General features: G+C 51.8%; 11 protein-coding genes. 1 reads left to right on the top strand and 10 read right to left on the bottom strand.

Translation table 11 applies throughout. The annotated features are described in order from the left end of the window. Nucleotides 1-28 precede the first annotated feature (28 nt). From WFO64_RS07000 to wbaP, 8 genes are all read right to left on the bottom strand, one after another. A complete protein-coding gene (locus tag WFO64_RS07000; RefSeq protein WP_337010184.1) occupies nucleotides 29-1,063 on the bottom strand; it encodes a glycosyltransferase in 1,035 nt (344 codons plus the stop codon). A 46-nt stretch (nucleotides 1,064-1,109) separates the two neighbouring features. After that, nucleotides 1,110-1,862 (bottom strand): glycosyltransferase family 2 protein, encoded by a 753-nt coding sequence (locus WFO64_RS06995; RefSeq protein ID WP_337010182.1) that lies wholly within the window; start codon nucleotides 1,860-1,862, stop codon nucleotides 1,110-1,112. A 69-nt stretch (nucleotides 1,863-1,931) separates the two neighbouring features. Then, entirely contained in the window at nucleotides 1,932-2,849 is a 918-nt protein-coding gene (locus WFO64_RS06990; RefSeq protein ID WP_337010180.1) for a glycosyltransferase family 2 protein, read from the bottom strand. Between the two features lie 128 nt (nucleotides 2,850-2,977). Next, complete coding sequence (locus WFO64_RS06985; protein ID WP_337010178.1) at nucleotides 2,978-4,114, bottom strand: EpsG family protein; 1,137 nt, start codon at nucleotides 4,112-4,114, stop codon at nucleotides 2,978-2,980. A 277-nt stretch (nucleotides 4,115-4,391) separates the two neighbouring features. Then, entirely contained in the window at nucleotides 4,392-6,569 is a 2,178-nt protein-coding gene (wzc, locus tag WFO64_RS06980) for a tyrosine-protein kinase Wzc (protein ID WP_337010176.1), read from the bottom strand. A gap of 12 nt (nucleotides 6,570-6,581) precedes the next feature. After that, complete coding sequence (locus WFO64_RS06975; RefSeq protein ID WP_337010174.1) at nucleotides 6,582-7,016, bottom strand: arsenate reductase/protein-tyrosine-phosphatase family protein; 435 nt, start codon at nucleotides 7,014-7,016, stop codon at nucleotides 6,582-6,584. 9 nt (nucleotides 7,017-7,025) lie between these two features. Then, nucleotides 7,026-8,165 (bottom strand): polysaccharide export protein, encoded by a 1,140-nt coding sequence (locus WFO64_RS06970; RefSeq protein WP_337010172.1) that lies wholly within the window; start codon nucleotides 8,163-8,165, stop codon nucleotides 7,026-7,028. 287 nt (nucleotides 8,166-8,452) lie between these two features. Then, the gene (wbaP, locus tag WFO64_RS06965; RefSeq protein ID WP_337010170.1) at nucleotides 8,453-9,886 is read right to left on the bottom strand and encodes an undecaprenyl-phosphate galactose phosphotransferase WbaP; all 1,434 of its coding nucleotides are present in this window, start codon (nucleotides 9,884-9,886) and stop codon (nucleotides 8,453-8,455) included. Between the two features lie 796 nt (nucleotides 9,887-10,682). On the opposite strand from wbaP, the gene WFO64_RS06960 reads away from it, so the two are divergent. After that, nucleotides 10,683-12,251: a TerC family protein gene (locus tag WFO64_RS06960; RefSeq protein WP_337010169.1), complete on the top strand. Its 1,569-nt coding sequence runs from the start codon at nucleotides 10,683-10,685 to the stop codon at nucleotides 12,249-12,251. A gap of 13 nt (nucleotides 12,252-12,264) precedes the next feature. On the opposite strand, the gene asmA is transcribed toward WFO64_RS06960, so the two are convergent. Then, nucleotides 12,265-14,088: an outer membrane assembly protein AsmA gene (asmA, locus tag WFO64_RS06955; protein ID WP_337010168.1), complete on the bottom strand. Its 1,824-nt coding sequence runs from the start codon at nucleotides 14,086-14,088 to the stop codon at nucleotides 12,265-12,267. Between the two features lie 12 nt (nucleotides 14,089-14,100). Continuing rightward, entirely contained in the window at nucleotides 14,101-14,682 is a 582-nt protein-coding gene (dcd, locus tag WFO64_RS06950) for a dCTP deaminase (RefSeq protein ID WP_004571280.1), read from the bottom strand. Between the last annotated feature and the right edge of the window lie 20 nt (nucleotides 14,683-14,702).

Raw genomic sequence — 14,702 nt, 5'->3', positions numbered from 1 at the left:
CGTCGCAAGTGAGCTTTTCCAGCGCCGGTTAAACCAATGACAGCCAGCTTTGCTTTATCTGATTACCGTCGAATTTCAGCGCGGTTTGTTTGGTTTTTTCGCTCATGGCATAGAACAGCGCGTCATCGCTGGCGAGCTGCTCCATTCGGGCCAGAAACGTGGCTTTGTCGTTCATCGGCACCAGGAAACCATCTTCACCGTGGTTAATGATCTCCTGTGGCCCGGTCGGGCAGTCATACGCCACTACCGGTAGCGACCAGGATTTTGCTTCCAATAGCACCAGTGGCAATCCTTCATAGCGTGAGGTCATCAGCGCCATGTCGCTGTCGCGATAGTAGTCATTGATGTTGCTGACCTTACCGACAAACTTCACGCTGTCGGTAATGCCCAGCACCGCGGCCTGGTCATGCAACTGCTGACGCAGTTCACCGTCACCGGCAATGACCAGCGTCCAGTCGGCATGGGTACGGGCAAAGTCGCGCCAGATATCGAGCAGCAGATCAAAGCCCTTCTGGTTATCCAGACGACCCACCGCCAGCGCCTGACGATGGCGGGTCTGGCGCTGATAGCCTTTGTACACCACCGGGTTTGGAATTTGCTTGCTCGGAATGTGCCAGCGGCTGAACACCTGATGATCTTTGTCGGTCAAAACAATCACGCGATCGTAGTAGCGCAGCAACAGAAACTTGAGGAACTTAATCGGTTTGCTGAAGGAGTTAATGGCGATATGTTCGCAGGCGTAGGCTTTGCCCCGCTTCTTCTTCATCGCCAGCAGATTCCAGAAAGCGAACATCACGCTCAGGCGGCCCATGCTGATCAGGAAGACGGTATCGAAACCCTCTTCGTGAATCCGGGCTACTGCGCTTTTTATCGGATTGCTCTGCCCGTCAAAACTGACGATCTGTCTGACATGCTCAAACGGATAAAAGGTTTTTCCGCTGCCTTCCAGCGAGTAGAGGGTGACGTCATGTGTTTCGCCGAGACACTCTGACATGAAGTTACAGATGTTCTCAGTGCCCGCATACGAATAAGCATCTTTGATCACCAGGACAATTTTTTTCATGAAACGCTATCCACCTCAAATTTTGAAGACAATCCTGCCGACAGGCTTACCGATGCTTAAGGGTAAACAGCACACCATTCACCATATACCAGGCGTAATAGTAATAGATTTTTAAAGGATTGTTTTTATAGATAATTCTTAATAATTCAAGGTGCCACTGTGCCGCTTTATTCTTATTACGTGAAAGGGAATCGCCTAATTCGTAATAGTTGACCAGAATTGTCTGAATTACGCGCGCCTGCTTATAACGGGTAAATAATTCATACAAAAACAGAAAGTCTTCATGGCCTTTGCGCTGGAAGAAAAGTCCCTGCGGCGGACGGCGAAAGCAGACCGAGGAGAAACAAACGCGATACTGTTTCTTAACAAAGTTCTCCTGCTGCAGGTAAGGTTTGCTGTAGGTAATATCGTGCTCAGCCTTGCGGGTTTTATAGTGATATTCGGTAATCACAAAATCGTCACCGGCCGCGATGGCGGCGACCTGCTGGGTCAGCTTATCCGCATGCCACTCATCGTCGCTGTCGAGAAAGGCGATAATCTCTTCACTGGCCGCGCGCAGTCCGACGTTGCGGGTCTCTGCTGCGCCCATGTTAACCGCGTTATCCAGAATGGTAATGCGCGGATCCTGACAATGCTCACGCACAAACGCCAGCGAGTCGTCGGTGGATTTGTCGTTGATCAGATAGAGGTGCCAGTCGGTATAGTGCTGATTGATAACCGATTGCACAGCGCGTAATACCGTCTGACGGGCATTATACATAGGCATGACAATGCCAACGGTTCCAACAGAAGTATTCATCTTCAACCCTGAATTAAACGAAAAGAGAGTGGCTCCTGACATCAGGAGCAGAGCGAGGCGCGGCGCGCGTCAGGAGACCGCTTTCTCACCGCCAAAACGTGCTTTGACCTTGTCTTTTACCCGGTTCATAAAATAAGCACGGTTGTCTTTGTTGGTGAGGAAGAAATAGCGCGCAAAGCTCAGGCTTGCCATCAGAGACTTACCGTCCATTTTGTAGCGCAGCGGCAGCTTAAAAGCTTTGTAGGTGTGGATGTCACGCGGGGTAAGATGCGGCTTCATGGTATCGAGCCAGAACATCGAGTATTTCACCGATTCGCCTTTATGTTTCGAGCCAAATTTAGTAACCAGATGGTAGTTCGCCAGCGGTGCGGCGATCATCACAAAGTCGTAGCTCATGCGGTCGGCACGAATGCAGAAATCATAATCCTGATGACGGATGTAACGGGTATCAAACTGAATTTTCGCGGCATCTTCCCGCTTCAGCACAATGGTACTGGTCTGGATAAAGCCGTAGCAGCCGAAAAGATACTCGGCGACAGTTTCATTTTTGCCCGGCGGTTGCATCGGCATGACTTTCAGGAAAGTGCCATCCTGATAGATATTCACCTGGCTGAAAATGACGAAATTCTTTTTACCCTGCGCGTCCAGTTGAGCAATTTTTTCACTCGCCTGATGCAGTTTGTCAGCAGCCCACTCATCATCGGCGTCAAGGAAGCTGACATAATCACCGGTAGCCAGCTCAATGCCTTTATTACGCGCACCGGCCCCGTTGAGTTTTACCTCAGAGAGCACCAGATTGATGTCGAGATCCTGGTAGCGTTCGCTGCGGACGACATCCGCGAGCGCGGCGGCGTCCGCAGATTTATCATCAACGATGATGACCTCAAAATTACGATACGTTTGTGCTTTAACGCAATCCAGCGTCGTGACAATCGATTCTGACGCGTTATAAGCCGGAATTACGATGGAGAAACGAATGTCCTTCATTGCCAGCACCTCATTAAAGTAGTTCAAAAATAAATAGTTCAATCGACAAAGAGCGAAGAAAAACCTGAATTCTTACAGGCGACCGCCCCGGCATGAAGTTCTTCACGAGAGGCCAGTCGCCAGGTTAATTAGTGGATCAACCAAAACTCCCGCGCCACTTCATAGCCAACAACCGCCTGCTTGGTTGAAATGGTGTTGTAGTAGAGGTAATAGATCAGGAAGAAAACCAACATGGCATACAGCGCTGGCTTCCAGGATCGCCTGGCCTGATAAATCAGCGAGGTCAGGATGATCGGCTCGACCTGTTGCAAATAGTTAGACAGGCGCGAACCGGACGGGAAGTTGTACAAAAAGATCCTGATCGCCCCGCCGATGGCAAAACTTAAAATCAGCAGGTAATTAAGACGATACTGGGCGTAATTTTCACGCTTCAGCTTATCGGTCAGCATGAAATAGAAGAAGACAAACACCAGCATGATGTTTTTCAGGTTCGATACGGCCAGGATACTGCCCCCCATGGCGTAGGAAGGGTCATTGTTATAGCCCGATGCCCTTTCCCCCAGCGATCCCAGATGACCGGCAATCAGGGCAATAAAGCCCGAGCCGCCCACAACCGATAGCGGCAGACTGGCAACGATGATAATGACCGGCCACCAGCGCCAGTCACGAATAAACAGGAACGGCACAAGCGTGACCACCATGACGGCGGTGTTGTGGCTCATGAACGACAAAATGAAAAAGGTAAACGCCCACCAGTAGCGCTTGAGATAGATCGACCACAGTACGCCAAGGAACAGCGCAGAACTCAGGCCAAAGCGAATCTGGTTAATGTCTTTGTTAATAAAGATGTGCGCCGAATAAAGCACCAGCGCCAGCACCGGATAGGGTGACATCTTCCTGAAAAAGTAAGTATTTATCGAAACTGCAATGGCACAGAAGACAAACAGGAAGATGCTGGCATTGTGCGAAAACAGGCTGGTAAGCCAGGCCATCGCAAAAATCAGCGGTTCGTAACGGAAAAAAGCAACGGTATTTAAAAAGCCGTTAATCTCGATACGTCGTACAAAATCTTCAAAGAAGTTCCGGTATTGAAAGTCATCCATGCCGGTGCCGAGGCCACGTATGCCCCCGAAAATAATCAAAAACACGGCGGCAAAACAGAGCAGCCAGGTCAAAACATAATTTGTGCGTTCGTCTTTTTTTACCAGGATTTCAAACAGTGAAAGCACCAGTAAAAAGCCTGAGACATACCAATATGGAGCCATGGTGTGATTCCTTAATTCCACAAGTTCTCATGCCAGCAATAATCACGCTTCGCCTTCCCGGCTGGCTTTTCAGCGAGCCTGATAGCACGGTTACACATTGCGCGCAGACGACGTCATGCTGGTGATGAATTCTGTTGAGTAACGCTCGCCATGCGATTTATAGATTCATCGCTTTTGTGGGTCTGGACAGAATAACCTGTGTAAATTGATGCGTGTCGTCATTCAAAGGGACGATAAAAAGGGGCGGTCAGACCGCCCCCTGTTTATGACTCAATGATCAGCTTTTGTTGGTCTTACCGTAGTCGTAGGCATAGTAGTCATAACCATAACCATACGCATTGGCGGCCTTACGCACCACGGCGTTGAGGATCACACCTTTAATCTCAATACCGTTCTGGGCAAAGCGTTTGAAACTGACGTCTACTTCTTTAGTGGTGTTGGCTTCGAAACGCGCCACCATCAGTGACGTGCCGGCCAGCTTACCGATGATTGACGCATCGGTGACGGCCAGGATTGGCGGCGTATCGATTAACACCAGGTCATAGTTCTTGCTCGCCCACTCCAGCAGCTCACCCATGCGACGATGCATCAGCAGCTCAGAGGGGTTCGGCGGAACCTGACCACGTGGCAGGAAGTCGAAACCGTACACGCCTTGCTGGATCAGTGACGGGCTGAACTCAGTTTTACCGGACAGCACGTTTGACAGGCCCGATTTGTTATCGGCACCCAGCAGTTCATGGGTATAACCACGACGCATGTCGCCATCAACAAACAGCACGCGCTGACCTGCTTTCGCAATCAGTGTGGCCAGGTTGGCACAGATAAAGGTTTTACCAATACCCGGGCTGGCACCGGTGATCATCAGGATGTTGTTTTTCGCTTCCATCATGGCGAAATGCAGGCTGGTTCGCAGGCTACGAATGGCTTCGATGGAGAGGTCAGTCGGGTTCCCCAGCGCCAGCAGCGTTTCGTGCGGATCAGTTTTCACCTTGCTGCCACGACGCGCCAGTGCTTCGGTATCTTTCTTGCGCTGCCAGTCTGACAGTGGAACGCTGGCATAGACATTCATGCCCAGCTCTTCCAGCTGATCCGGGTTCTCAATACCGTGATGCAACAGTGCTTTCAGCAGAACCAGACCCACCGACACGAACAGACCGAAAATCAGGCTCGCGGCAATGATCAGCAGCTTCTTCGGTGCAACCGGAGAGTTAGCCGTCTGTGCATTATCGATGATGCGAACATCACCCACGGTGCTGGCTTTACTGATCCCCAGCTCCTGCTGACGGTTCAGCAGCTGCATGTAGATCTCCTGACCAGACTGAACATCACGGGTCAGACGCAGAATTTCCTGCTGAGTCTGTGGCATGCCAGAAATTTTCTTGTTCAGCTGAGCCTGCTCACCTTCCAGCGTTTTGCGTTTTTCCAGCAGCGCGCGGTATGTCGGGTGATCTTTGGTAAACAGCTGAGAAACTTCAGCTTCACGGAAGGTCAGTTCGTTTAACTGGCTCTGCACGCTGACAGAAGAGTCCAGAGCAGATTTCGCTTCCAGTGACAGGTCAACAGATTCGTTCTGACGACGGAAAGTATTCAGCTTGTTTTCCGCTTCATCCAGCTTGCTGCGCACGGCAGGCAGCTGAGTGCGTAAGAACTCCAGGCTTTTCTCTGCCTGCTCTGACTTGCGCTCAACGTTCTGTAACAGATAGTTATTTACAATCTGGTTGAGCACTTTGCTGATCTGCTCTGGATCTTCACCCAGATATTCCAGACCCAGCACGCCGGTATCTTTACCTTTGTCTGCTACGGTCAGGTTAGCGAGCACAGAACGAATCGCCTGCAGGTCATTCAGCTTGGTCACGGTGAAGTTGGTGCCTTCATCGGCGTGAATCTCGCTGACCAGCATGCTGATGTCGCCGTGCGACTCCAGCTGACCGACTTTACCTTTGAAGAGCTCATCGCCATCTTTTGAAACGGTGTAGCTATCCGGACCGGTCACTTCCAGCTCAACGCTACGTTTGTCGATAGTGCGTGGGATTTCCAGGCGAGAAATCGCGATATTGGCGGGTTTGTTGCCCATCAGGCGCGACAGCCCTTTGCCGATAATCGGCAAATAGTTCTGCTCAACCACGGTATCCAGATCAAGATCGTCAACGGTTTTGCCGATGACCATACGGGATTCCAGAATCTCGATTTCCGTATCAGAGGCTGGCGTCGGTGGCAAAATGCTGTCAATTTCGTTCAGCACGGTACTGGCATTCTTCTGCTCAACCTGAACTAACGCATCTGCGCTATAAATCGGTGTTGCAAACAGTGTGTAGAGTGTTCCCGCCAGCATGAAAAATGCAGTAACGGCAACAATGATCCAGCGATGATCAATTAGCTGTCCCACAAGATGCGCCAGATCCCATCCATTCGAATCCTCTCCCGGCTCGGTTCTGACCTTATTTTTTATATTCATGGATAATCCCAACTATCGGCTTAATACGTTGACCCACTTCTGGGTAGCGTTTTCCAGTAATCCGTAAATCTCTTCAAAGGCCTCACGGCTTTTTCTGTACGGATCCGCAATTTCTTTCTGATTGAGCCAGTGCCCAAGCAGCATGGTTTTGCCACGCGCGGCTGGGTCGATGCGATTCACCTGTTCAATATGTCGCTTCTCCATCACCAGGATCAGGTCAACGTTGCGGCACATTTCTGCCGTCAACTGTTGCGCCTGATGTCCTTCCAGCGACAGACCCTGCGCAGCAGCGACGTCGGACGCCATCTTATCGGCCGGGTGGTCAACCAGTGCCCCCAGGCCGGCAGAGCGAACGTCTAAATCGGGCAGCGCACGTTTAAACAGGCGCTCTCCGGTAGGAGAGCGGCAGATGTTGCCGACACAAACAACTAACACGGACGTAATCATGGTCAGACCTTAGTTCGACCAGTTGCGGATACGCAGTGCGCTCTCGCTCACATCGTTGATACCCGCAATGGTTGGCAGTAATTGCGAGATCACACGGTTCCAGCGCGTCAGCGGTGTAGAGGTGACATAAACGATGTCATACGGCTGAAGCTGGAATTCAGTTCCCATCACCATGGATGCCGCATCTTTGGTGTTCAACTGATAGATGTTGGCAATCTTGTTGCGATCGGTGCCGCGCAGTGGACGGATAACGAAGACGCCGGTGGCGTCAGAGGTGGTTTGATCCATCCCGGCCGCATTGCCCAGCGCTTCCGCCAGCGTCATGCCGCTACGGTCCATTTTCAACGTCGCCTGCTGCTTCACTTCACCCATTACGAAGATTTTCAGATCATCGTTGCGCGGAACGTAAAGGATATCGCCTGGATAGAGGAGATGGTTCTGGCTCAGGTCGCCATTCTGCATCAGTGCCTGCAGGGAGACGCGCTGTTCACGACCGTTATGCGTCAGCACGACGTTACGCCAGTCAGCATCCGCGGCCAGGCCGCCAGCAGCGTTAATTGCATCCAGAATCGTCAACGGTACGTTGGTGATCGCCTGCTGACCTGAAGTCGTGACCGAACCCGTGACATAGGTTTTCTGCGATTTAAACGACGCGATGCTCACATCCACCTGTGGGCTTTCAATGTACTGTGCCAGGCGACGCGCAACTTCGTTACGCACTTCGCCGACCGTCCGGCCCGCTACACGCACACGACCAATGTAGGGATAGAAGATGGTGCCGTCAGAATGCACCCAGTTACCGGTGTCGCTGGCGCTACGGTACTGACCCGCAGGGGTAGTCAGTTCCGGGTGATCCCAGACCGTCACGGTCAGGACATCGCCCACACCGATACGGTATTCGTAGTTCTGAATTTCGTTCTGCAGTGAGGGGTTCGCCTGAGCCACCAGTGGCTTAGGACGCATCTTTTCAACCAGTGAAGGCGTTAATGGAAAGACGTTGACATATTTATCGATGTCGAAGTTACTATCCTGCTGCTCAACAACATCTTTTCCTGATGTAGAAAGGCGAGAACCAGGTTCGATCGTACACCCGCTGAGGAATGTGGCGGATACCAACAAGGGTATCAATTTCATTTTGATTGTAATCATTTAGATCTTCGCTATCAGTTATTTATTGATAGAGGCGAAACCGCCGCTGTGTAAGCGTCCAACAAAAAGTAAATCCTACCTGACTTAAGCACTGAACCTGTCGTTCATTATCCTTGCTCCACTTGTTATAAGTAGTGACCATCAACCAGGGCGAACCCGGAACGCCATGTATCATAGCGGACTATTCACGCACTGCGGTATTCCTGATGATAGCCACTAATAACGACACGCCTGACAACGGCACAACACCTCTGCGCGCGCGTAAACGCGCGCATTCCGACTCACGATTAATAGGCACCGTCGCGTTTCAACACCACGCCCACTGTTTTAAACAGAATGGCGATGTCATTCCACAGTGACCAGTTTTTTACGTACCACGAGTCGAAATAGACGCGGGTTTCATAGTCAACGTCATTACGACCGCTGACCTGCCACAATCCCGTCATGCCAGGCTTAGCCATCAGGTAATAATCAACATCACCAGCATAACGACAGAGTTCATCTTCAATGACCGGACGAGGCCCGACCAGACTCATATCACCGCGCACCACGTTCCAGAGCTGAGGGAGCTCATCAAGGCTGGTTTTACGAATGAAGTGGCCCACTTTAGTAATACGTGGATCATTTTTGAGTTTGAAATCTTTATCCCATTCCGCACGGGCAACCGGGTCATTACGAAGTACTTCTTCCAGCACTTCTTTTGAATTAATGACCATCGAACGGAATTTCAGGCATTTGAATTTACGGCCATTCATTCCTACACGCTCATGACCATAAATCGGCGGCCCACCATCACGGCCGACCAGGAAGCCCAGCACCAGCAGCGCAGGCATCAGCATCAGAATAATTGACAGCGCACCCACAATATCGAATGCCCGCTTCAGGAAACGCGAAGTGCGTTTTGCCAGGTTGTTCTGAACCCGCAGGATCATCACTTCATGGCTGAAGATATAAGCCATATCGGTACCGTAAAGCGGCACACCACGCAGGGTCGGGATCACTGAAACGGAACGGCAGTTATGCATCGCCAGCGATTTAAGCCAGATATCGCGATACTGACTCTGCTCATACTCCACCGCGACGATAAACTGGGTTTCGCTATTGGTGAGGCTCCAGAGTTCCTGCTCATCGCGCAGCACCGGCACACCGTTCATGATCTCCTGAGGACAGGTACCATCAACGTCATAAAAAGCGATCACGTCAAAACCCATGACCTCTTCGCTTTGCAGTGCCTGCCAGGCTTCATGCGCATTTTTGCTGCTGCCGATAATAATGGTTTGTTTTTTCCACAAGCCATTTTTATTGAGCAAACGTTTAGAGAGCGCGCGACAGGTTGGAATTAAAAACAGCGCAAGTATCCAGGTCAGTAACCAGACGAAACGCGACATCTGCCACTGTGACAGGGCGGTAATCGACAGGTCGATAACAGAAAATATAAGAATGGTACGAAAAACTTCTTTTAATTCGAACCAGAAAGGTTTGCGGTAGGTATAGTGACGCAGCCTTACCCAGAACCAGCCAATACAAATTACCGACAGACAAATGTGTGTGGCAATTTTTAAATTCATTTCTTTTTCAGAAATATCTGCCAGCGGCGAATCTGACTGAACATTAATTAGCATCATCGCCACAAATAACGCTGCGTTGAAACAAATTAAGTCTGAACATGCCAGCATTAATTTGGTAATAAGACTTTTAAACGTAAATTTTGTATCGCGCATATTTAACTCTTTATTTTATTTCCTTAAACCCGCAACGGCTATCGCCTGTTTAATCATTAAGCGATGAAACCTCTCCAGACTGAGCCGTTTCTAAGGGGAGCTCCTGCGGCGTTTACGCCAATGACCTTAACCATGAAACCAATAATATTGTGATGAATACCAACAGATTACTCTGACTTAGTCACCGCCAGCGCTGCTCACTTTATCAACAAAAAAGCGATTCGGGCACGCTACCGCCCTTGGCTGTCGCTGCCAATATCGCTGTCATCATTCATATTGCTCCCCGTAATGCGTTAACGTTACCGCAACGCATCATACAGACGTTCATCGACGAATAACTCAATTCGTGACATTACGATTAATGTCGAATAGATACGCAAATTACGACTCTGGGGCAGAGTTTGCTAACTTGTTGCTATACTAGTTATTACTGGCTTGTTTACAAGCAGGTCCCGCCATCCCTGGACTATTTTAGGAAAAAGACTACCAGTAATTAGTATTGATGCCTGACAGGCAGGGCAATGCTTTCTTCACAATTCGGATTAATGCCATACTCCCGGCGAGATAAATCGCATAAGCCCGGCAGGTGAATATCTCTTTCCTGTGACAAAATGAGTCAGAATTATCTCCCTTCCACCCTGTGAAGTTAATCAAACCGTCACACTGTTATGTTCACATTTTGCACGATATATCGGTCTGCACGGGTCACATCTCCCCTGCCCTGCCATTTGTACGTGGCTTCGTACTCCACTATCATCAGAGAAAACTCGATTTAAGTTATTCAGGTGAGCACAGCATGCTGGAGGTAATTACAGATCCCTCGCTATGGGCGGGATTAGTCACGCTAATCGTTCTGGAACTGGTTTTAGGCATCGACAATCTGATCTTCATTGCCATCCTGGTTGAGAAGCTTCCTGGACCGCTTCGTGACCGTGCGCGCGTAATCGGACTGCTGCTGGCATTATTGTGCCGATTATTGCTGCTGGCATCGCTTTCCTGGCTGGTTACGCTGAAGCAGCCCTGGGTTACGCTGGCGGGCCACCCCTTTAGTGCGCGTGATTTACTGCTGCTGTCAGGCGGGATTTTCCTGCTTTTTAAAGCCACTACAGAGTTGAATGCGCGCCTTGAAGGTCATGATGAGGAGTCCGGTCAACAAAAAGGCGGCGCTAAATTCTGGCCGGTGGTGGCACAAATCGTGGTGCTGGATGCCATCTTTTCACTGGATGCGGTCATTACTGCGGTTGGCATGGTCAATGATTTACCGGTCATGATGATTGCGGTCACTGTCGCTATTCTGCTGATGCTGCTCGCCAGCAAGCCATTAACCCGCTTTGTAAATAACCATCCTACGATTGTGATCCTCTGCTTGAGCTTTTTACTGATGATCGGCTTTAGCCTGGTGGCGGAAGGCTTTGGCTTTGTGATTCCTAAAGGCTATCTCTATGCAGCCATCGGCTTCTCGGTAGTAATAGAGGCACTGAACCAGCTGGCACACTTTAATCGTCGGCGGGTGCTGTCGGCAGGTCGCCCGCTACGTCAGCGCACGGCGGAAGCGGTGTTACGACTGCTGCGTGGCGCGGGAGAACCGGCGGAACTGGATGCGAAAACCTCGTCACTGATCGCTGACAGCGATGCCAGCATGCTGTTTAACCGGCAGGAACGGGTGATGATTGCCCGCGTATTGGGTATGGGTCAACGCCACGTTAACAGTATTATGACCTCGCGCCACGACGTCCAACATATCGATCTCAGTGATGACCCGACAGAAATAATGTCACGCCTTGACCGCAACCAGCACACGCGAATCCTGATAACGGATAACTCCAGCGAACCACTGGGCGTGGTACACGTTATCGATCTGCTGCACCAGTCGCTACACCATAATTCACTCGACTTGCGCGCGCTGATTCGACAACCGCTGGTCTTTCCTGAGCGGCTGACGCTGTTGCAGGCGCTGGAACAGTTTCGTCAGGCACAGACTCACTTCGCCTTTGTGGTCGATGAGTTTGGTTCAGTGGAAGGCGTGGTAACGCTGAGTGATGTGATGGAGACCATCGCCGGCAATCTGCCGAATGAGGCTGGCGAAATTGACGCCCGCTACGATATTCAGATTCTGGGTGAGGGTCACTGGATAGCCAACGGCCATATGCCACTGGAAGATCTGGCGCTTCATGTAAAATTGCCGCAGGAGCAGCGTGACTATCATACGCTGGCAGGCTTACTGATGGATAAGCTGCAACACATCCCTCAGGAGGGGGAAGTGTTGCAACTGGGTGCGTATCTGTTGCGAACCCTGCAGGTTGAAAATCATCGGGTTCAGAAGGTGGAAATCCTGCTGCAGCCCGATATCGACGACGAGGTATAAGGCAATGCGCCCGTTACGGGCGCATGATTTTTTTCAGGTTCTGTTTGTTCTCACCCTCTTTCTGACGGTCGATCCACTGATTCAGGCGTGACTTCGCCTCACTCTGCAACCGGCTGCGCAGAACCTCATTCACCGGCAGGGAATATTGCAGACTGTCCCAGTGACCATACATGCGCAGTGGAATCGGCTGACTGGAAAGCGCCTTCACCAGCGCATCATCGCCACGCCAGCCGCTGATTTTCAGCCCCAGGGTCACATCCAGCTGTTGCTGCACCATGTCGACTTTGCCCGCGCCCTGCAAGCCCAGATCCTGGCTGTTGCCATTGATATCGCTGAAGCTGAGTACACCCTTATTCAGCGCGACCTGTCCGCTGATCGACTCGATGCCCTCATCCACCGTTTGCTCACTGCTGACCTTATCGCTGACCCGCGCCACGGCACGCTGCACCATCTGCTGCAGATTAAGCTGTGCCAGCTTCAGGTTGCTGGCACTGATGGTCGCGCTGCCCTGCCAGCGCTGTTTAGCCGCCTCGACAGTCAGCGTATCACCCGACAGCTCGCCGTCGAGACTCAGGTTTCCCTGCAGACTTTCCGGCAGTTCAAACGCTTTAAGCAGCGGCTGAATTGCAATTAATCGCAGTTGCGGTTGCAGGCTGACCTGCATCGCTGGCTGACGAATATCGATGCTGCCAGGAATTGAGAAACTGCCATTGCCCAGCTTGCCGCTGAGGGTGTTCAGCGTCATCAGTCCCTGCTGGTTGCTGGCATTTACCGCCAGGCCAGTCAGAGAGAGGCCGCGCCATACCGCCTTGTCCGCCTGTAGCTTCAGGGCCAGATCCAGGCCATTGAGCGGAGAGTCGGCGAGGGTACGTTCCCGCGGTACAGCAATCACCGGCGAACGGGCCACGGTGGCATGCTGCACGCCAGTTGCCTCAGTGACGGGCGCACTGGTCAGTAAATTATCAAGGTTCAGGTTGCTGGCTTTGAGATCCAGCGCCAGCTGCTGCTGCGGCACAATATGGCCACTGCCCTGCCCGGTCAGGGTGCTGTCATTGGCAGCGAGCTGCAGATTACTGAAGGAGAACTGCTGGCGGTCGCCATTCCACTCGCCCTGCAGGCTAAGCGATCCTTTGATCCCTTGTGACGGAATATTGGCACCGGATAAAGTGTAATCAAGCTGCTGTAACTGGCCGCTAAGACGATGGGGATATTGCGCGGCATCCAGTTGGCCTTTGAGATTTAACGTGACGTTGCGCTGGTTGCGCATCAGACTGGTGCTCAGCGACAGGGCCGCCTGCTTGTTCGCGTCCTGTTCCATGTTGATGTTGAGGTCGCGGAAATTATATTCGTCGCCGCCCGGCTGCTGCCAGATCAGCAGACTGTCGGCTACCTGCAATTTAGCAATATCAAATGACCAGCCGCTGGAAGAAGAGATCGGCTCCGCATCACGCGGACCCTGGGGCGCATTACTGGCGCGCTGCGCACTGCTGTCTGGCGTCACCCGCACTATCGCATTTTTCAGCATCACCTGGCTGACGCTAAGCTGATGGGATAACAGTGGCCAGAGATCGACATCGAGACGCATGTTTTCCGCCGAGACCAGCGGCTGACTGGCACCCGGTGCGGTCAGACTCATCCGGCCCGCCAGGATACTGAGCTGAGGCCAGACGTGCCAGCGCAGATCGCTGTTGACCTCAAGGCGATAACCACTGCGTTGTTCGACCTGTTGCACCATATAGGCACGAAAGTCGTTGGGATTGACCAGCAGCACCAGCGCGCTCATTCCCGTTAAGACCACCACCAACAGGATGGCCAGCGTGGTTATCACTCTTTTCATTACATCCTCAGATCAGTCTTTGTCGATACGGCTGGCATCAGCGCCCTGCTGACCGCGATATTTCGCATCCTCACGCCGGTTATAGGGACGCGCAGCCGGGCCTGAAAGCGGTTCAAAACTCAGTGCACCAATTAACATACCAGGACGCAGAGCCAGCGGCAATTTACCTGAATTGTAAAACTCCAGCACGATACGGCCCTGCCAGCCAGGATCAATGCGATGAGCCGTAACGTGTACCATTAATCCAAGTCGCGCCAGTGATGAGCGGCCATCCAGCCAGCCGACCAGATCGTCAGGCAACGTCACTGACTCCAGCGTCACCGCCAGCGCCAGCTCACCCGGATGGAGGAAAAAGGCTTCACCATCAGGCAACACGATCTCATCGCTCATAACCCGATCCAGCGCCGCACTCACTTCCTGTTTCGGGCCACTCAGATCGATAAAGGCCGCGGTATGACCGCTGAAAGTGCGGAACTGATTGCCCAAACGCACATCGACGGTGGCCCCGTTAATGCGCTCGACCGGTGGGCGTGGCTCAATGGCCAGTTTGCCATTGTCCAGCCAGGCTTCAATATCGCGATCGCATAATCTCATTGCGCAAACTCCCTGACATA

It is taken from the genome of Pantoea sp. AS142 (assembly GCF_037152305.1).
In the GTDB taxonomy this organism is placed as follows: domain Bacteria; phylum Pseudomonadota; class Gammaproteobacteria; order Enterobacterales; family Enterobacteriaceae; genus Pantoea.
This window is presented reverse-complemented; position numbering and strand designations above follow the sequence as displayed.

Excerpts from the sequence above, each read along its gene's own strand:
- WFO64_RS06960 (WP_337010169.1), top strand. The coding sequence starts at position 10,683 with ATGCTGGAGGTAATTACAGATCCCTCGCTATGGGCGGGATTAGTCACG.
- wbaP (WP_337010170.1), bottom strand. The coding sequence starts at position 9,886 with ATGCGCGATACAAAATTTACGTTTAAAAGTCTTATTACCAAATTAATG.
- asmA (WP_337010168.1), bottom strand. The coding sequence starts at position 14,088 with ATGAAAAGAGTGATAACCACGCTGGCCATCCTGTTGGTGGTGGTCTTA.
- WFO64_RS07000 (WP_337010184.1), bottom strand. The coding sequence starts at position 1,063 with ATGAAAAAAATTGTCCTGGTGATCAAAGATGCTTATTCGTATGCGGGC.
- WFO64_RS06970 (WP_337010172.1), bottom strand. The coding sequence starts at position 8,165 with ATGATTACAATCAAAATGAAATTGATACCCTTGTTGGTATCCGCCACA.
- WFO64_RS06990 (WP_337010180.1), bottom strand. The coding sequence starts at position 2,849 with ATGAAGGACATTCGTTTCTCCATCGTAATTCCGGCTTATAACGCGTCA.
- WFO64_RS06975 (WP_337010174.1), bottom strand. The coding sequence starts at position 7,016 with ATGATTACGTCCGTGTTAGTTGTTTGTGTCGGCAACATCTGCCGCTCT.
- dcd (WP_004571280.1), bottom strand. The coding sequence starts at position 14,682 with ATGAGATTATGCGATCGCGATATTGAAGCCTGGCTGGACAATGGCAAA.
- wzc (WP_337010176.1), bottom strand. The coding sequence starts at position 6,569 with ATGAATATAAAAAATAAGGTCAGAACCGAGCCGGGAGAGGATTCGAAT.
- WFO64_RS06995 (WP_337010182.1), bottom strand. The coding sequence starts at position 1,862 with ATGAATACTTCTGTTGGAACCGTTGGCATTGTCATGCCTATGTATAAT.
- WFO64_RS06985 (WP_337010178.1), bottom strand. The coding sequence starts at position 4,114 with ATGGCTCCATATTGGTATGTCTCAGGCTTTTTACTGGTGCTTTCACTG.